Raw genomic sequence first — 17793 nt, 5'->3', positions numbered from 1 at the left:
CCCTGCTCAACCATCGTGTGGGGTGCGACGATGCGTGTCGAAACCTCCGGCGGCTGATGTCGGGTGGTGACCCGCTTCTGAGGTGGGTACGTTCCGGCGTGATTTTGCTGAGGTTTCGACGACGGTCGGCCTCGCTAGCGCGAGGACGTCCTGCTCAACCATCGTGGGGAACGTCTTGCTCAACCATCGTTTGGGGTGTGAGGACGTCCTGGTCCGTCGGATTGAGCTTGTCGAAATCAACCATCGTGTGGGGTGCGAGGACGACCGGCTCAACCATCGTGTGGGGTTCGTCCTGCTCGACCATCGGCTGTCTACGCCGGGCACAACCAGATCGCGGAGTTGGCCGGGAGCATGACCTCCGCCGACACCGGCCGACCGTGCCACGGCTTCGCCTCGGTCACCACCTGCCCCAGGTTGCCCCGACCGGCGCCGGAGTAGGCCGTGGAGTCGGTGTTGAGCACCTCGGTCCACGTGCCGGCGACCGGCAGCCCGACCCGGTAGTCGTCGCGATCGGAGCCGGAGAAGTTGAACAGACAGGCCAGCACCGAGCCGTCGGCCCCGTAGCGCAGGAAGCTGATCACGTTGTTCGCGGTGTCGTTGGCGTCGATCCACTCGTAGCCGGCGGGCTCGGTGTCCTGACTGAACAGGGCCGGGGTGGCCCGGTAGATGCGGTTCAGGTCGGTGGTCAACGCCGAGATGCCCGAATGCAACTCGCCCTCCCAGCCCGACAACTGCTGCCAGTCCAGGCTGCGGTCGTCGGCCCATTCACCGGTCTGGCCGAACTCCTGACCCATGAACAGCAACTGCTTACCCGGATGCGACCACTGGTAGGCCAGGAACACCCGCACGCCCGCGGCCTTGGTGAACGAGTCGCCGGGCATCCGGCTCCACAGCGTTCCCTTGCCGTGCACCACCTCGTCGTGCGAGAGCGGCAGCACGAAGTTCTCGCTCCACGCGTACATCATCGAGAACGTGATCTCGTGGTGGTGGAAGCTGCGGTGCACCTGATCGCGGCCGAGGTAGCCCAGCGAGTCGTGCATCCAGCCCATGTTCCACTTGAACGAGAAACCCAGACCGCCGAGATCGGTCATCCGGGTCACGCCCGGCCAGGCGGTGGACTCCTCGGCGATCGTCACCACACCGGGGAAGTGTTTGTGGACGGTGGCGTTGGTCTCCTGCAGGAACTGCACCGCCTCCAGGTTCTCGCGGCCGCCGTGAACGTTGGGCCGCCACCCGCCGGCCGGGCGGGAGTAGTCGAGGTAGAGCATCGACGCCACCGCGTCGACCCGCAGACCGTCGACGTGGAACTCGGCGAACCAGTACAGCGCGTTGGCCACCAGGAAGTTGCGGACCTCGAACCGGCCGAAATCGAAGATGTAGGTGCCCCAGTCGAGTTGCTCACCGCGGGTGGGATCGGCGTGCTCGTAGAGCGGGGTCCCGTCGAAACGTGCGAGGGCCCAGTCGTCCTTCGGGAAGTGTGCGGGCACCCAGTCGACGATCACGCCGATACCCAGCGCGTGCAGATGGTCGACGAGGAACCGGAAGTCGTCGGGGCTGCCGAACCGGCTGGTCGGGGCGTAGTACGAGGTCACCTGATAGCCCCACGAGCCGCCGAAGGGATGCTCGGCGACCGGCAGGAACTCGACGTGGGTGAACCCCTTCTCCACCAGATACGTGCCGAGCTGGTCGGCGAGTTCCCGGTAGTCCAGACCCTGCCGCCACGACGCGAGGTGCACTTCGTAGATGCTCATCGGCTCGGCCGCCGGGGTCGACGCCGCGCGTCGGGCGATCCAGTCGTCGTCGGTCCAGGTGTAGGCGGACTCGGTGACCACCGACGCCGTCGCCGGCGGCACATTGGTGTGCTGCGCCATCGGATCGGCCTTCTCCCGGATCACGCCGTCGGCACCATGCACCCGGAACTTGTACTGCGTACCGACGGTGACGTCGGGTACGAACAGCTCCCAGATGCCGCTGCTGCCCAGCGACCGCATCGGCGTGGCACGGCCGGTCCAGCCGAAATCGCCGATCACGCTGACGCCGTGGGCATTCGGCGCCCACACCGTGAACGCCACCCCCGACACCTCGCCGTCGGGGGTGGTGTAGCCGACGCGGCGCGCGCCGAGCATCGTCCACAACTGCTCGTGGCGGCCCTCACCGAACAGGTACAGGTCGGTCTCACCCACGCTCGGCAGGAACCGGTAGCCGTCGGCGACGACGAACTCGCTCGTCGGACCGTCATAGGTGCCGAGATCGTCGACCGGACCATCCGGATAGGTCACCCGATAGCGGTAGTCGATCAGCCCCTCGAACGGCAGGGCCAGCACGAACAGGTCGTCGGTCTGCCGCGTCATCGGATGATCGACGCCGCCCACCACCGCCGACACCGCGAGCGCATCGGGCCGCAGCGTCCGCAGGATGGTGAACCCGGCACCGGTCTCGTGCGCGCCGAGGAAGGCATGCGGATCCGGGTGGGTCAGCGCATCCAGCCGCCGCAGATCGTGCTCGGAGGCGAACGGATCGGCCATACCGCAGGTCGGCGAGGCCGACTCGCCGATCGATTCGTCGTGGCTGGGGTGCTCGGGGGTGTTGGTCACAGGCGTCCTCATCGAATCCGGTAGGAGAGTTCCTCGGCGGTGGCGGGATCCAGGGGCGGCAACGCGAGGATGTGCGCCACCGCCCGCCACGGTTCGAGTCTGATGAAATTGGCCTGACCCCAGGAATACTCCTCACCGGTCACCTCGTCGTGCACCCCGAACCGGTCCTGCCAGTCGAAGCCGAGGGCCGGCATGTCCAGCCACAACGTCGAGGTCTCCGTGCCGTACGGATTGAGGTTGATCACCACGATCACACGGTCGCCGGAGACCGGGTCGATCTTGGAGTAGGCGATCAGCGCGGGATTGTCGAGGTGATGGAAGGTGAGGTTGCGCAGCTGCTGCAACGCCGGATGGCGTCGTCGGATGTGGTTGAGCGCGGTGATCCACGGCTCCAACGACTCCCCGCGACTGGCCGCGGCCTTGTAGTCACGCGGACGCAGCTGGTACTTCTCCGAGTCCAGGTACTCCTCGGTGCCCGCACGCACCGCGCGGTGCTCGTACAACTCGTACCCGCTGTAGACCCCCCACGACGGCGCGAGGGTCGCGGCCAGCGCCGCCCGCAAGGCGAACATGCCCGGACCGCCGTGCTGCAGGCTCTCGTGCAGGATGTCGGGGGTGTTGACGAACAGGTTGGGGCGCGCCTCGTCGGCATGCGCGGCGATCTCGCGACCGAACTCCTCGAGCTCCCACTTCTCGGTCTTCCACGTGAAGTACGTGTACGACTGGGTGAAGCCGAGCCGGGCCAGACCGTAGAGCCGGGCCCGCCGGGTGAACGCCTCCGACAGGAACAGCACGTCCGGGTCGCGTTTCTTGACCTCCGAGATCACCCACATCCACATGTTCGGTGGCTTGGTGTGTGGATTGTCGACCCGAAAGATCTTGACGCCCAACCGAACCCAATGCAGCATCACCTGCAGGACGGCACCGTAGATGCCGTCGCGGTCGTTGTCGAAGTTCAGCGGATAGATGTCCTGGTACTTCTTCGGCGGGTTCTCCGCATATGCGATCGTGCCGTCGGGGAGGACGGTGAACCAGTCGGGATGTTCGACGGCCCACGGATGATCGGGCGCGCATTGCAACGCCAGGTCCAGGGCGATCTCCATGCCGAGTTCGCGGGCACGGCCGACGAAGTACGTGAAGTCCTCCTCGGAGCCGAGCCGGGGATGGATCGCGTCGTGGCCGCCCTGGGCCGAACCGATCGCCCACGGGGAGCCGACGTCGTCGGGTCCGGCGACGAGGGTGTTGTTGGGACCCTTGCGGTTGACCTCGCCGATCGGATGGATCGGTGGCAGATAGACGACGTCGAATCCCATGTCGGCGATGCGCGGCAGATCCTGTGCCGCGGTCAGGAAGGTGCCGTGCACCGGATGGCCGTCGTTGTCCCAGCCGCCGGTCGACCGCGGGAACATCTCGTACCAGGAGCCGTACAGGGCGCGCCGCCGATCCACCCACACGCGGTGATTGCGGCTCTTGGTGACCATCTCACGCACCGGCGACCCGTACAGGATCGTCGCGACGTGCTCGGAGATCGCCCCCGACACCCGCGACTGCAGGCCCAGGTGCTCCGACCGCAACAGTCCGATCGCATCGTCGAGTGCGGTGCGCTCGGCGTCGTCGAGGTGCTCACGTGCGGTGGTGAGCAGGCGGGCGCCGATCTCGAGATCGTTGGCGAGATCGGCGGTGGTCTGGCCGGCCTCGATCTTCTTGGTCACCCCCGAGCGCCAGGTGGTGTACGGATCACTCCACGCCTCGATCCGGAAGGTCCAGTACCCGATCGCGTCCGGCACGAATGCGGCGTCGAACTGGTCCGGCTCCGCCGCCGGGGTCATGCGGATGGTGGACCTGCGGTGTCGGGGGCCGTGCACCCGCAGTGTCACCCCGAGCGCGTCGTGACCTTCCCGCCAGGCGGTGACACTCACCGGAATCATTTCGCCCACAACGGCTTTGGCGGGATAGCTGCCTGCCGAGACCAGTGGTTGGATGTCGTCGATGCCCATCCGGCCGATCACGCACGGCCCCCTTTCTCCCCGACCGTGGCGGTCGGGTGTTCCCTTGGGTCAGGCTCAGCGTAAGGGTACTGCGGTGAGTCTGCTGAGCGCAGACTTCACGACGGATGAGTCGGTGGTCCGCCAGAACGGCGGCAGCGACGCCATCAGGTATCCGCCGTAGCCCGCGGTCGCCAGCCGCGAGTCGAGGATCGCCACCACACCACGGTCGTCGACCGACCGGAGCAACCGGCCGGTGCCCTGCGCGAGCAGCAGGGCGGCGTGATTGGCCGACACCGACAGGAACCCGTTGCCGCCGCGCGCGTCGATCGCCCGCTGCCGGGCGGTGGCCAGCGGATCGTCCGGCCGCGGGAACGGGATGCGGTCGATCAGGACCAGCGACAGCGACGGCCCGGGGACGTCGACGCCCTGCCACAGCGACAGCGTGCCGAACAGGCAGGTGGCCGGATCGTCGGCGAACCGCTTGACCAACGACGACGTGGTGTCGTCCCCCTGGCAGAGGATCGGCACGTTCAGGCGGGGTGTGAGTGCGTCGGTGGCCTCCCGGGCGGCCCGCATCGACGAGAACAATCCCAGGGTGCGTCCGCCCGCCGCGGTGATCAGGCCGGCGATCTCGTCGAGGGTGACCGGCGCCAGTCCGTCCCGGCCGGGGCGGGGGAGATGGCGCGCCACGTACAGGATCGCCGACTTCGGGTAGTCGAAGGGTGATCCCGCATCCAGGCCGGTCCAGCGCACCCGGCCCGAATCCGACGGCGCGATCTGCCCCGTCGCGGTCAGGTCGCGCAGCGGGACCGGGTCGTCGTCGGCGGCCGGGGTGTCGGCGCCCTTGCCGGGGGAGGGGCCGTCGGTGCGGGCGTCGGCGGGCAGTCCCCACGTCGCGGCCAGTGCATCGAAGTTGCCGCCGATGGTCAGCGTGGCGGAGGTCAGGATCACCGTGGCGCCGCTGAACAGGGTGGAGCGCAGCAGCCCGCCCACCGACAGCGGTGCAACGTGCAGCACCGGTCGCGTGGAGGCGGCCGGGCCCCGGCCGATCCGCTCCAGACCGACCCACACCACATCGCGGCGTTTGGACGCATCCGGCTCGTCGAAGGTGCCGAGCAGCCGCACGATCATGTCGTGGGCGTCGTCGATGCCGGTCAGTGCCGCCGAGCGCGCGGCCGCGGTGGACTCGTCGGCGCCGGCCCCGCGCGCCGGTCCGATCGCGGTGCGGGTCTGCCACAGCCGGTCACGCAGCATCGCCAGGATGGCCGCGGCGCCCGACGGCAACGACGTCCACTCGCCGGGCGGCATCGATTCGAGCAGTTCGCCGAGCTGTTCGCCGGCACCGAGCAGTGCGTCGACGGTCTCCTCGTCGACGAGCTTGCCGCAGCGTCGGGACAGGTTGGCCACCGACGCCGCCGACACCTCGTCGGTGGTCACCGCGGTGATCCGGTCGACCAGTTCGTGGGCCTCGTCGATGATCACCACGTCGTGCTCGGGCAGCACGTTGGCCGGGCTCATCGCGTCGATCGCCAGCATCGCGTGGTTGGTCACGATCACGTCCACCTGGGCACTCGCCCGGCGCGACCGTTCGGCGAAGCAGTCATCGGCATAGGTGCAGTGGGCCGCGCCGAGGCATTCCCGCGCCGAGACGCTCACCTGCCGCCACGCGCGGTCGGTGACGCCCGGGGAGAGGTCGTCACGGTCGCCGGTCTCGGTGTCGGACAACCATTCCCGCAGGCGGGTGACCTCACGGCCGGTGCGCGAGAGCTCGAAGGCGTCGAACAACTCGTTGTCGGGTTCTTCGACGGTGCCGGCATGGATCTTGTGCAGGCACAGATAGTTGGCGCGACCCTTGAGGATCGCGAAGGTCGGCTTGCGTCCCAGCGGGCCGGTCAGGGCATCGGCCAGTCGCGGCAGGTCCCGCTCGACGAGCTGACGCTGCAGCGCGATGGTGGCCGTCGACACCACCACGGTGTCGCCGGAGTCGACGGCGTGGCGGATCGCCGGCACCAGATAGGCCAGCGACTTGCCGGTGCCGGTACCGGCCTGGACGGCCAGATGCTCGCCGACGTCGATCGCGTGCGCCACCGCACTCGCCATGCGGACCTGCCCGTCGCGGCGCCGGCCGGACAGGGCGGTGACCGCCCCGTCGAGCAGTTCGGTGACCGGGGGAAGTTGTGACATGGCGGTGGGTCTCAGTCCTCGGGGCCGTCGTGGTGGGGTGCCGGGGCGTCGTGCGAGGAACCGCCGTACGCCAGATCGCCGACGAGATCGATTCCGGCCGAACGCATCTCGTCGAGCGCAGCGGCGGCGGTGGCCGGTGCGACGGCGGCGGTGTGCTCCAGCAGCACCCGGGTGTGGAATCCGGCGCGTGCGGCGTCGAGCGCGGTGGCACGGACACAGTGATCGGTGGCGATACCCACCACGTCGACCCGCTTCACCCCACGCTCGTGCAACCAGTCGGCCAGCACCGTCCCGGTCTCGTGGGCGCCCTCGAATCCCGAGTAGGCCGCCGCGTACTCACCCTTGTCGAACACCGCCGCGACCGTCGAGGTGTCGAGGGCCGGGGCGAATGCGGCGCCGTCGGTGCCGGCGCGGCAGTGCGGTGGCCACGTGTCGACGAAGTCCGGGGTGTCGGAGAAATGCGCACCCGGATCGATGTGGTGATCGCGGGTGGCCACCACCGTCGGGTACTCGGCGAGCAGGGCGTTGACCGACTCCGACACCGCGTGCCCACCACGCACCCCGAGTGCGCCACCCTCACAGAAATCGTTCTGGACGTCGACGATGATCAACGCATCACCGCGCGCGGTCTCGCTCATGGTCTCTCCTGATGGTGACGGGGCCGGGTACGGGCCGGGCGCGCCGTCGGGGCCGGCCGGGCTCGTGCAGCTCCGGGCTCGTGCTGGGCTGGTGTCGGTACGGGGCTGGTGTCGGTACGGGGCTGGTGTCGGTACGGGGCTGATATCGGTACTGGGCTGGTGTCGGGATGTGGGTGGGCTCGGGCGGGCAGGGTGTGGTGCGGGTCGGGGCCGGTGTCGGATGGATCGGCCGGGTCCCGCGCCGGGGTCAGCCGACGACGTGGCGGGTCGGGACCGCCGGGTCGCCGTGCGACAGGCCCAGCCCCTCCCACGGCAGACTCACCAGTCCGCGTGCGAGGTGTTCACGGGCGTCGGTCAGCGTCGGCAGTCCGTCGAGCACATCGCCGCCACGTACCAGCGGGATCTGCAGTTCGCGGGTGATCAATCCATTCGTCTCGGGGACCTTACCGCCACCCTGTGACACGATCTCCTCGACGATGGTGCCGCTGGGCCGGGCGGCCCGGAACGCGGTCTTGCGGCCGCCCCGGGATTCCTTGTGGCTGGAGCGTTTGGACACCGGGATGCCGTCCACCTCGACGAGTTTGTAGACCATCCCCGCGGTCGGTGCGCCGCTGCCGGTGACCAGCGAGGTGCCCACCCCGTAGATGTCGACCGGTTCGGCCCGCAGCGAGGCGATCGCGTACTCGTCGAGGTCGCCGGAGACCACGATCTTGGTCTCGGTGGCACCCAACGAGTCGAGCTGGTCGCGCACCTGCCGGGCCAGCACCCCGAGATCACCGGAGTCGATGCGCACCGCACCGAGTCCGGGGCCGGCCACCTCGATCGCATTGCGGACACCCTGGGTGATGTCGTAGGTGTCCACCAGCAGCGTCGTGTCCACCCCGAGCGCCTCGATCTGGGTGGCGAAGGCCGCCTTCTCGTCGGTGCCGTCCGGGCCGGTGAACCCGAGGGTGAAGGCGTGCGCGGCGGTGCCGGCGCTGGGCACGCCGTAGAGACGTGCGGCCTCCAGATTCGACGTCGAGCCGACCCCGGCGATGTGGGCGGCCCGGGCCGCGGCGACCGCCGCACGCTCGTGGGTGCGGCGCGACCCCATCTCGATCAGGGGGCGACGGCCGGCGGCGGAGACCATCCGGGCGGCGGCCGAGGCGATCGCGCTGTCGTGATTGAGGATCGACAGGATCAGCGTCTCGAGCAGGACCGCCTCGGCGAAGGTCCCGCGGACGGTGAGGATCGGCGATCCCGGGAAGTACAGCTCACCCTCGCGATAGCCGTCGATGTCGCCGGAGAACCGGTAATCCCGCAGCCAGGCGACGGTGTCGGGGTCGAGGAAACGCTCCACCACCGCGATCTCGGCGTCGCCGAACCGGAACCGTGCCAGCTCGTCGAGCACCCGGCCGGTACCGGCGACGACGCCGTACCGGCGGCCGTCGGGCAGCCTCCTCGCGAACACCTCGAAGACGCACTCGCGGTGCGCGATCGGTGCCCGGAGCGCCGCCGCGACCATCGTCAGCTCGTAGTGATCGGTCAGTAGCGCGGTGTTGTACACGTTTGAGATCCCTTACCCTTGGACGTATGGCGCCTGACGTGATTCGTGCGCATGAGGCTACTCCCGGTGGTGCGGCGGTTGCCGAGCCCTCCGTCGCCGACAGTGCGTCGGATCTCGACCGTCCCTGGATGACGATCGTGTGGGACGACCCGGTCAACCTGATGCGCTATGTGACCTTCGTGTTCCAGAAGATCTTCGGTTACTCCGAGGCCAAGGCCAACGAGCTGATGATGCAGGTCCACACCGAGGGCAAGGCCGTGGTGTCCTCCGGCGACCGCGACAAGGTCGAGTCCGATGTCCGAAAACTGCATGCCGCGGGGCTGTGGGCGACAATGCAGCGCGACTGCTGATCGAAGACGAGTGACACGTGCGTACCTGGAAACGACATGGACGGGGATCTCGCCTGCGGATCTGTTCGAGCCTCGACCGCAACGAGGTGGAACTGCTCCTCTCGATGGTGGGGTCGCTGACCGAACTGCTGTCCGAGCGTGCGGCGAGCGCCCCGACCGACGAACTCGCCGAACTGACCGGCATCACCACCGGCCACAGCACCGCCCCGGCCGACCTCACCCTGGGTCGGCTGCTGCCCGACTTCCACCGGCCCGACCAGGAACGCGAACTCGGCGCCGACGTCGTCAACGGTGATCTCAACTCCGCGCTGCGCAGCATCAACGAGCCACGCATCATCGACGCGAAGCTGTCGGCGGCACAGATCCTGGTGGAGTCACTGCCCGACGGCGGCGGCGAGATAGCCCTGACCGAGGAGCAGGCGCTCGCGTGGCTGACCGCCCTCAACGACGTGCGGCTGGCGCTCGGTGCGATGCTCGGGATCTCCGAGGACACGCCCGACCGCTATCCCGACGACCATCCCCATGCCGCACACCTCGACGTCTATCACTGGCTGACGGTGATGCAGGAACTGCTGGTCGAGGCCCTGATGTGACCGATCCGGGAAGCGTGATCGGCCACCCCACACGAGAGGCGCCGCTGTGACCGGACACCCCGACCACCACCGTGCAGCTCCGGGCAACCGGATCACCGACGTCGCCGGGATCACCGTCGGACATCACCATCGGCTCGACGCGGAGGTCGGTGTCGGCGGGGACGGCCCCGACGATCCGCCCGGTTTCGGCTGGGCCACCGGCACCACGGTGGTACGGATCGCCGCACCCACTCCCGACGGTCCGGCACCGACGGTCGCCGTCGACGTCCGCGGCGGAGGTCCGGGCACGCGTGAGACCGATCTGCTCGACCCGTCCAACACGGTGACCACCGCGCACGCGATCGTGCTGTCGGGTGGCAGCGCGTACGGGCTGGCCACCGCCGACGGGGTGATGACCGAACTCGAGGCGCAGGGTGTGGGACTGCCGATGGATCGCCACGGTCATGTGGTGCCGATCGTCCCGGCCGCGGTGATCTTCGATCTGCCGGTGGGGCAGTGGACCCGCCGGCCCGACGCCGACTTCGGGGTGCACGCGGTGCGCTCGGCGTCGGCCGACTTCGAGATCGGCTCGGTGGGTGCCGGTACCGGTGCCCGGGCCGCCGGGCTCAAGGGAGGTCTGGGTACCGCGGGCCGTCTGATCGACTCCGGCCCCGCGGCCGGGATCCGGGTCGGCGCGGTGATCGCGGCCAATCCGGTGGGCGCGGTGATCGATCCCGACACCGGGTTGCCCTGGGGTGCGACGGCCGCGGATCTGCGCCGGTTCGGTCTGGTCCACCCGAATGCCGACGACCTGCGCGACCTGTCGACGATCGCGGCCAAACAGACCGTGCTCAACACCACCATCGGGGTGGTGGCGACCGACGCGGTGCTGGCGCCGGCCTCGGTGAAGCGGGTCGCGATGGCCGCCCACGACGGTCTGGCCCGTGCGATCCATCCGGTGCACTCACCGCTCGACGGCGACACGATCTTCGCCGTCGCCACCGGTGCCCGCGCGGTGGAGCCGAGTCCGCAGATCCCGCCCGGGATGAATCCGGAGGCCGTGGTGCTCGCCGAGATCTGCCGGGTGGCCGCCGAGGTCGCCCGCGAGGCGATCGTCTCGGCCGTCGTGCACGCCCGAGCGGTGGCCGACATCCCCGCATACACCGAGGTGGCGCCGTCGGTGCTGGGCTGAGAGCCGGCTCCGACGACGCCACCGCGGTGTATGGGTGAGGTCGTGTGGGTGAGGACGGTCAGGAGTGACCGCTGGTGCACACCCAGGTGTAGATGTAGCCGCCACCGGCCGCCGACAGCGCATTGGACTGCGCGCGGTAGAGGCTCGGGGCGCGGCCGTAACCCCAGTAGTTCGTCGACGAGGCGACGGCGCCGCAGCCGTTGACGAAGTCGGTGACCACCCGGCAGCCGTAGCCGCACGAGCCAAGCGCGGCCGAACGCGCCTGACCGTAGGACCCGTAGTCCCATGAGCGTCCGTACGCACCGGTGGAGGTGTTGAGCGCGATCGCGCCGTAGTAGTTGGTGTAGGCGTTCGCCGGGGCCGGCTCGATGGCGGCCGGCAGGACCAGTGCGGTCCCCAGCGCGCCCACGGTGGCGGCAGCCGCGGTCAGGCGTGTGCGAAAACTCATGGTGGCTCCTCGGTGATGAGTGGCGGGCGGGTGGTGAGTGGTGGGGCGATCAGGGGATCGGCGGCCGGGGTGAGGGTTCGGGCGAGCGCTCAGGCCGGGTCGCGGGAGACGTCGCCGGACGGCGGCGGGGTGGCGGGGGTCGGGGTGGTGATGTCCGACGGCCTGGTGACCTCGACGGTCTCGTTCCACTTCGAGAGGGAGATGGTCATCGAGGCGTTGGGTGCGGGGGTGAGGACCACCCGGGCGAGCTGGTTGTCGGGGGTGATCCACATCGTCACCGGGACCGGGGTGTTCTGGTCGGCTGCGATGTTCACGCCGGTCAGCGGCGCCAGGTCGGAGGCGGGAACGGTGCCGGCGACCTTGGTGGTGGTGACGCCGTCGATGTTCTCGGTCCCGGCCGCGGTCGGTGCGGTGACCGAGCGCAGCAGATGCGCCAGGCCCTTGTCCGGATTCAGCACCACCGACACGTCGTAGATCGACGACCCGTTGCCGTAGTCGAGGTAGCCGTGATCGTCGATGTTCGCGTACAGGTGGTCGTCGACGTAGACGAACGGTGCGGTGGCCTCCGTGGTGCCGAGCAGGACCGTCGCGGTGCCCTCGGCGGCGGTCTTCGGCTGCGCGACCAGATCGGCGTCGACGGACTTGGCGGTGAGATTCGGGATCTTGCCCTGGACCGCCAGGTTCAGGTGGGCGCCTGTGAGGGCTGCGGTGTTGTCGGCGGCGGCCGACACCAGTGCGGCCGGATCGGTGATGGTCGATGTGGCGGTCGTGGTGGGATCGCCGGACCCGCCGCCGGAGCCGGACGAGCATCCGGTCAGGACGATGGCGGCGGCGATGCCGGCCGAGACCGCCGCGGCGGCAACTCGCTGGGCACGGTGCATCAAAGGACTCCTCATGGTGTGTTTCCCCCGGGCCGGCACTCCCCGTCCGGCTCGATCCCCGGGTTGCTCGGCGAACTGTCGTCGGCGAAACCCGGTGTGGCGAAACACTATCGCGAGATCGTCGGGATTCGCGGAACTGTCTGTCGCATGGATGACGGGCCGTGTCCGGAATATCGGCGGGTCCTGCGGCGTTGGTCGCAGACGATGTCCGACGTCTGCGAGGCGGCCGAACACCGAGGCCGGCGGCCGTGGTGACGGGGCAGTGTGAGAGGCGCGGCGGTGAGAGGCACGGCGGCGAGCGGGGCAGCGGTGAGAGGTGCAGAGGTGAGAGGGCAGGAGCGAGGGTGCTGAGAATCGGTCAGGAGCTGGTGGACGCGATGATTGCGCACGCGCGCGCCGATCACCCCGACGAGGCATGCGGGGTGATCGCCGGGGCCGAGGGTGCCGACGATCCGCAGCGGTTCATCCCGATGGTCAACGCCGAGCGCTCACCGACGTTCTACCGCTTCGATTCCGTCGAACAGCTCAAGGTGTGGCGCGAGATGGACCGTCGCGACGAGGAACCGGTGGTGGTCTACCACTCGCACACCGCCACCGAGGCGTATCCGAGCCGCACCGACATCTCCTACGCCGGCGAACCGAACGCACACTATGTGCTGGTGTCCACCCGTGATCCCGAGGTTGCCGAGGTACGCAGCTACCGGATCGTCGACGGCGTGGTCACCGAAGAACCGATCGAGATCAGGAGCTGAGAATCCATGGCGGTAACCGTGTCCATCCCGACCATCCTGCGCACCCACACCGGTGGTGAGAAGCGGGTCGACGCAACGGGTTCCACGTTGGCCGAACTGATCGACAACCTCGAGTCCGGTGCTCCGGGCATCCGGGATCGGCTCGTGGCCGACGGCAAACTGCACCGGTTCGTCAACATCTACGTCAACGACGAGGACGTCCGGTTCTCCGGCGGTCTCGAGACCACGATCGACGACGGCGACGAGGTGACCATCCTGCCCGCGGTCGCCGGCGGCGCCCCGGATGTCTGCTCCCCGGATGTCCCCGTCCTGGATGTGATCGCGGGTTTCTGAGCGGTGGCACGGTATGAGTCGCTGATCGCCTCGGTCGGCAACACACCCTTGATCGGTCTGCGCCGGCTCTCCCCGCGCTGGGACGACACCGCCGAGGGACCGCATGTCCGGCTGTGGGCCAAACTCGAGGACCGCAACCCCACCGGGTCGATCAAGGACCGTCCGGCGCTGCGGATGATCGAACAGGCCGAACGCGACGGGCTGCTGAGTCCCGGGTCGACGATCCTCGAACCGACCAGCGGCAACACCGGGATCTCGCTGGCGATGGCGGCCAAGCTCAAGGGCTATCACCTGATCTGCGTGATGCCGGAGAACACCTCGGAGGAGCGCCGCTCGCTGCTGCGCATGTACGGCGCCGAGGTCATCTCGTCGCCGGCGGCCGGCGGGTCCAACACCGCGGTGCGGGTGGCCAAGGAACTCGCGGCCGAACATCCCGACTGGGTGATGCTCTACCAGTACGGCAACGAGGCCAACATCGCCGCGCACTACGAGGGCACCGGTCCGGAACTGTTCGCCGACCTGCCCGAGATCACCCACTTCATCGCCGGACTCGGCACCACCGGCACCCTGATGGGGGTGGGCCGCTACCTGCGTGAACGCAACCCCGACATCGAGGTCGTCGCCGCCGAGCCGCGCTACGGCGACGAGGTCTACGGGCTCCGCAACATCGACGAGGGGTTCGTCCCGGAGCTCTACGACCCGTCGGTGCTGACCCGCCGGTTCTCGGTGACCGGCGTCGACGCGATCGCCCGGGTCCGTGAGCTCATCGACGCCGAGGGCATCTTCGCCGGGGTGTCGACCGGGGCCATCCTGCAGGCCGCGCGCGGAGTCGGACGCGGCGCCCTCAAGGCAGGCCGACGCGCCGACATCGGCCTGGTGGTACCCGACGCGGGCTGGAAGTATCTGTCGACCGGGGCGTACGACGGTAGCCTGGAGGATGCCGAGCAGGCCCTCGAAGGTCAGCTCTGGGCCTGACCCACGCGCCCGCGAATACACCGCCGAGCACGAGACCGGGTCGTGGAGATCCGCGGACGACCCGCGAGCCCACCGAGAACCGAGCCCACCGAGAACGAAGAGGACATGACCGTCACGCCGCCGCCCACGACCCTACCGGCCCCGCGGCCGTTGTGGCAGCGGTCGATCATCGTGATGGCGTGCATCGTCGTGCTGCTGGTGGTGATCGAGGCGATCGACGCCGCGACCAGTTTCCGGCTCGACGACAACGGCATCGAACCCCGCCAGGTCGACGGCCTCGACGGCATCGTCTGGGCGCCGCTGCTGCACGCCGACTGGGAACATCTGTGGGCCAACCTGGTCCCCGGGGTGGTGCTGGGCTTCCTGCTGTTGCTCACCCGCCGGTTCCTGATCGTCACCGCGATCGTATGGGTGGTGTCGGGGCTGGGGGTGTGGCTGTTCGCGCCGCCCTACACCGTCACCGTCGGCGCCTCCGGCATCATCTTCGGATGGCTGGCATACCTGCTGGTCCGTGGCCTGTTCAACCGTGACTTCTGGCAGGTCCTCGGCGGTATCGTCCTGTTCCTGATCTACGGCTCGATCCTGTGGGGTGTGTTCCCCGGGGCGGTCGAGGTCTCGTGGCAGGCGCATCTGTTCGGCGCGATCGGAGGTGTGCTGGCCGCCTGGTCCCTGGCCGGCCGCGACCGTAAACGCAAGTCCGCACCCGCTGTCGGCGGGCCCACCCCGGGAGTTCCGTCATAACCGCATCCATCCGCCCCGACGCCCCGATCGGCATCTTCGACTCCGGCGTCGGTGGACTCACCGTGGCCCGCGCCGTCATCGATCTCCTGCCGGACGAGGACATCATCTACATCGGCGACACCGGCAACGGTCCGTACGGTCCGCTGACGATCCCCGAGATCCGCAAACACGCCCTGGCCATCGGCGACGAACTCGCCGAGCGTGAGGTCAAGGCGATCGTCATCGCCTGCAACACCGCGTCGGCGGCCTGCCTGCGTGACGCACGGGAACGGTACGCGCCGATCCCGGTGGTCGAGGTGGTGTTGCCGGCGGTGCGTCGGGCGGTGGTCGCGACCAAGACCGGCCGGATCGGGGTGCTGGGCACCGAGGCCACCGTCTCCTCACGGGCCTACCAGGATTCGTTCGCCGCAGCACGCGACGCCGAGATCACCGCGGTGGCCTGTCCCCGGTTCGTCGACTTCGTCGAGCGCGGCATCACCAGCGGCCGGCAGATCCTCGGACTGGCCCAGGGCTACCTCGAACCCCTCCAGGAGGCCGACGTCGACACGGTGGTGCTCGGCTGCACGCACTACCCGTTGCTGTCGGGGGTGATCCAGCTCGCGATGGGCGATCAGGTGACGTTGGTGTCGAGCGCGGAGGAGACCGCCAAGGATCTGTTCCGGGTGCTCACCGAGGCGGATCTGCTGCATCCGCACTCCAATCGCGACGCCCACCGCGTCTTCCAGGCGACCGGTGACCCGGAGATGTTCGCCAAGCTCTCGCACCGGTTCCTCGGCCCGACGATCGGTGCGGTCGGGCATCTCTGAGCATCGGTCATCGCGGAGTGTCGGTCATCTCTGGGTGTCGGACGCATGGCGTCGCCCGGCGGCGGGCATGGCTGCGTACGACGGTCCCGGCGCCGCGCGCCTGAGACGTCCTTGCTCGGAACCCATGACATCTCCGCACCTGGTGTGTCAGACGACGTTTCACCCGGCGTCAAAGACACAGTGAATGACTTGTGACCCATACGTGGTCGGCGGGAAGCACGCGCATGGCAAGGTAGGGCTTATGCGTGTCACCGTCCTGGGTTGTTCGGGAAGCGTCGGCGGGCCGGGGGTCGCCTGCTCCGGCTACCTGTTCACCGTTCCCGGCGAACAGCCGGTGCTGGTGGACTGCGGCCCCGGTGTGTTCGGTGAACTCCAGCGGGTGGCCGACCCCGATTCGGTGGCGGTGGTACTCAGTCATCTCCACGCCGATCACTGCCTGGACCTGGCCGCGATGCTGGTGTGGCGGCGCTATGCCCCGCCCGGGCGGGCACCGGTGGCCGCCCCGCTCTACGGGCCGTCGGGGGTGGCGGCCCGGATCGGTGCCGCATCGTCGGAGTTCCCCGGCGAGATCGACGACATCGGCGACACCTTCGACGTGCGCGAGTGGAGTGACGGCATCGAGGTGACGCTCGGGGGGATGAGCATCCGGGCGTTCCAGGTGGATCATCCGCCGGAGACCTACGGTCTGCGCATCACCTCCCCGGAGGGCAAGGTGGTGGCCTACTCCGGTGACACAGCGCTGTGCGACGAACTGATCGACCTCGCCGCCGGCGCCGACGTGTTCCTCTGCGAGGCGTCATGGTCGCACGACCCGGCCGCACGGCCCGAGCATCTGCACCTGTCCGGGATCGACGCGGGGGAGGCCGCCACCAAGGCCGACGTCAAGTCGCTCGCGATCACCCATGTGGCGCCGTGGAGTGACGCGGAACTGATCCTTGCCGAGGCGCGCTCACGGTTCCACGGGCCGGTGGAGCTGGTGCGACAGGGTCAGGTGTTCGAACTCTGAACCCGGCTGACTACAGTTGGCACGGTGACCACACGCGCTGACGGCAGGGCCGACGACGAACTGCGACCGATCTCCTTCACCCGCGGATTCACCTCACATCCCGCGGGCTCGGTGCTCGTGGAATTCGGTCAGACCAGGGTGATGTGCACGGCCAGCGTCACCGAGGGTGTGCCGCCGTGGCGCCGCGGCTCCGGTCTGGGCTGGCTGACCGCGGAGTACTCGATGCTCCCCGCCGCCACCCACGAACGGTCCCGGCGCGAGTCGGTCAAGGGCAAGATCGGTGGCCGCACCCATGAGATCAGCCGCCTGATCGGCCGTTCGCTGCGGGCATGCATCGATCTCGGCGCGCTCGGCGAGAACACCATCGCCCTCGACTGCGATGTGCTGCAGGCCGACGGCGGCACCCGCACCGCCGCCATCACCGGCGCCTACGTCGCCCTCGCCGACGCCGTCACCTGGATGGGTGCGGCCGGCAAGCTCAACGACCCGCAGCCGCTGTCGTGCATGATCGCCGCGGTCAGCGTCGGCGTCGTCGACGGCCGGGTGCGGCTGGACCTGCCGTACGAGGAGGACTCGCGTGCCGAGGTCGACATGAACGTCGTCGCCACCGACGCCGGCACCCTGGTGGAGGTGCAGGGCACCGGTGAGGGCGCCACCTTCCCGCGCGCCACCCTCGACAAACTCCTCGACATCGCCGAGGTGGGCACCGCCAAGCTCTTCGAGGCGCAGCGTGCGGTGCTGGCCGACCCGTACCCCGGCGTGCTGCCGACCGCGAACTGAGCGTCGG

The 17793-nt window shown here is 69.1% G+C and carries 17 protein-coding genes; 10 read left to right on the top strand and 7 right to left on the bottom strand.

Annotated features, from left to right (window positions below; translation table 11 throughout):
* Positions 1-311: 311 nt before the first annotated feature.
* The 5 genes from glgB to GD1_RS01740 all read right to left on the bottom strand — a co-directional run bounded on the left by glgB (position 312) and on the right by GD1_RS01740 (position 8908).
* Complete coding sequence (gene glgB, locus GD1_RS01760; RefSeq protein ID WP_238404296.1) at positions 312-2525, bottom strand: 1,4-alpha-glucan branching protein GlgB; 2214 nt, start codon at positions 2523-2525, stop codon at positions 312-314.
* A gap of 77 nt (positions 2526-2602) precedes the next feature.
* Complete coding sequence (locus GD1_RS01755) at positions 2603-4603, bottom strand: maltotransferase domain-containing protein (protein ID WP_059035257.1); 2001 nt, start codon at positions 4601-4603, stop codon at positions 2603-2605.
* 54 nt (positions 4604-4657) lie between these two features.
* Positions 4658-6766 carry an ATP-dependent DNA helicase gene (locus GD1_RS01750; protein WP_059035255.1) on the bottom strand — a complete coding sequence of 703 codons (2109 nt, stop codon included), beginning with the start codon at positions 6764-6766 and terminating at the stop codon, positions 4658-4660.
* An 11-nt stretch (positions 6767-6777) separates the two neighbouring features.
* Positions 6778-7404 (bottom strand): isochorismatase family protein, encoded by a 627-nt coding sequence (locus tag GD1_RS01745; RefSeq protein ID WP_059035252.1) that lies wholly within the window; start codon positions 7402-7404, stop codon positions 6778-6780.
* A gap of 247 nt (positions 7405-7651) precedes the next feature.
* Positions 7652-8908 carry a nicotinate phosphoribosyltransferase gene (locus tag GD1_RS01740; RefSeq protein WP_202927389.1) on the bottom strand — a complete coding sequence of 419 codons (1257 nt, stop codon included), beginning with the start codon at positions 8906-8908 and terminating at the stop codon, positions 7652-7654.
* A 68-nt stretch (positions 8909-8976) separates the two neighbouring features.
* Here GD1_RS01740 and clpS point away from each other — a divergent pair, with 68 nt between their 5' ends.
* From clpS to GD1_RS01725, 3 genes are read left to right on the top strand one after another with little or no spacing between them, the layout of a single operon-like run.
* Positions 8977-9300 carry an ATP-dependent Clp protease adapter ClpS gene (gene clpS, locus GD1_RS01735; RefSeq protein ID WP_053776105.1) on the top strand — a complete coding sequence of 108 codons (324 nt, stop codon included), beginning with the start codon at positions 8977-8979 and terminating at the stop codon, positions 9298-9300.
* A gap of 17 nt (positions 9301-9317) precedes the next feature.
* The gene (aosR, locus tag GD1_RS01730; RefSeq protein ID WP_059035248.1) at positions 9318-9893 is read left to right on the top strand and encodes an oxidative stress transcriptional regulator AosR; all 576 of its coding nucleotides are present in this window, start codon (positions 9318-9320) and stop codon (positions 9891-9893) included.
* Between the two features lie 46 nt (positions 9894-9939).
* The gene (locus tag GD1_RS01725; RefSeq protein WP_059035246.1) at positions 9940-11064 is read left to right on the top strand and encodes a P1 family peptidase; all 1125 of its coding nucleotides are present in this window, start codon (positions 9940-9942) and stop codon (positions 11062-11064) included.
* Positions 11065-11122: 58 nt separating this feature from the next.
* Here GD1_RS01725 and GD1_RS01720 read toward each other — a convergent pair whose 3' ends face one another.
* Positions 11123-11512: a DUF4189 domain-containing protein gene (locus GD1_RS01720; protein ID WP_059035245.1), complete on the bottom strand. Its 390-nt coding sequence runs from the start codon at positions 11510-11512 to the stop codon at positions 11123-11125.
* Positions 11513-11601: 89 nt separating this feature from the next.
* On the bottom strand, positions 11602-12393 hold the full coding sequence (locus GD1_RS01715) for an LppX_LprAFG lipoprotein (protein WP_059035243.1): 792 nt from the start codon (positions 12391-12393) through the stop codon (positions 11602-11604).
* 344 nt (positions 12394-12737) lie between these two features.
* Between GD1_RS01715 and GD1_RS01705 the strand changes: the two genes are divergently transcribed.
* The 7 genes from GD1_RS01705 to rph all read left to right on the top strand — a co-directional run bounded on the left by GD1_RS01705 (position 12738) and on the right by rph (position 17786).
* Positions 12738-13145, top strand: a complete 408-nt coding sequence (locus GD1_RS01705; RefSeq protein WP_053776152.1) for a M67 family metallopeptidase — start codon at positions 12738-12740, stop codon at positions 13143-13145.
* 6 nt (positions 13146-13151) lie between these two features.
* Positions 13152-13478 carry a MoaD/ThiS family protein gene (locus GD1_RS01700; protein ID WP_059035239.1) on the top strand — a complete coding sequence of 109 codons (327 nt, stop codon included), beginning with the start codon at positions 13152-13154 and terminating at the stop codon, positions 13476-13478.
* A 3-nt stretch (positions 13479-13481) separates the two neighbouring features.
* Positions 13482-14453 (top strand): PLP-dependent cysteine synthase family protein, encoded by a 972-nt coding sequence (locus tag GD1_RS01695; protein ID WP_020792888.1) that lies wholly within the window; start codon positions 13482-13484, stop codon positions 14451-14453.
* A gap of 105 nt (positions 14454-14558) precedes the next feature.
* Positions 14559-15194 (top strand): rhomboid family intramembrane serine protease, encoded by a 636-nt coding sequence (locus tag GD1_RS01690; RefSeq protein ID WP_059035237.1) that lies wholly within the window; start codon positions 14559-14561, stop codon positions 15192-15194.
* Positions 15191-16000 carry a glutamate racemase gene (gene murI, locus GD1_RS01685; protein WP_174518993.1) on the top strand — a complete coding sequence of 270 codons (810 nt, stop codon included), beginning with the start codon at positions 15191-15193 and terminating at the stop codon, positions 15998-16000. Before GD1_RS01690 ends, murI begins: the two co-directional genes overlap by 4 nt.
* A 241-nt stretch (positions 16001-16241) precedes the next feature.
* The gene (locus GD1_RS01680; protein WP_059035232.1) at positions 16242-17006 is read left to right on the top strand and encodes a cyclic nucleotide-degrading phosphodiesterase; all 765 of its coding nucleotides are present in this window, start codon (positions 16242-16244) and stop codon (positions 17004-17006) included.
* Positions 17007-17030: 24 nt separating this feature from the next.
* Positions 17031-17786 (top strand): ribonuclease PH, encoded by a 756-nt coding sequence (rph, locus tag GD1_RS01675; RefSeq protein ID WP_059035231.1) that lies wholly within the window; start codon positions 17031-17033, stop codon positions 17784-17786.
* The last annotated feature ends 7 nt before the right edge of the window (positions 17787-17793 follow it).

This window comes from Gordonia desulfuricans NBRC 100010 (assembly GCF_001485495.1).
In the GTDB taxonomy this organism is placed as follows: Bacteria; Actinomycetota; Actinomycetes; order Mycobacteriales; family Mycobacteriaceae; genus Gordonia; species Gordonia desulfuricans.
The sequence above is the reverse complement of the archived record's forward strand: the minus strand, read 5'-3'. Positions and strand labels throughout refer to the sequence as shown.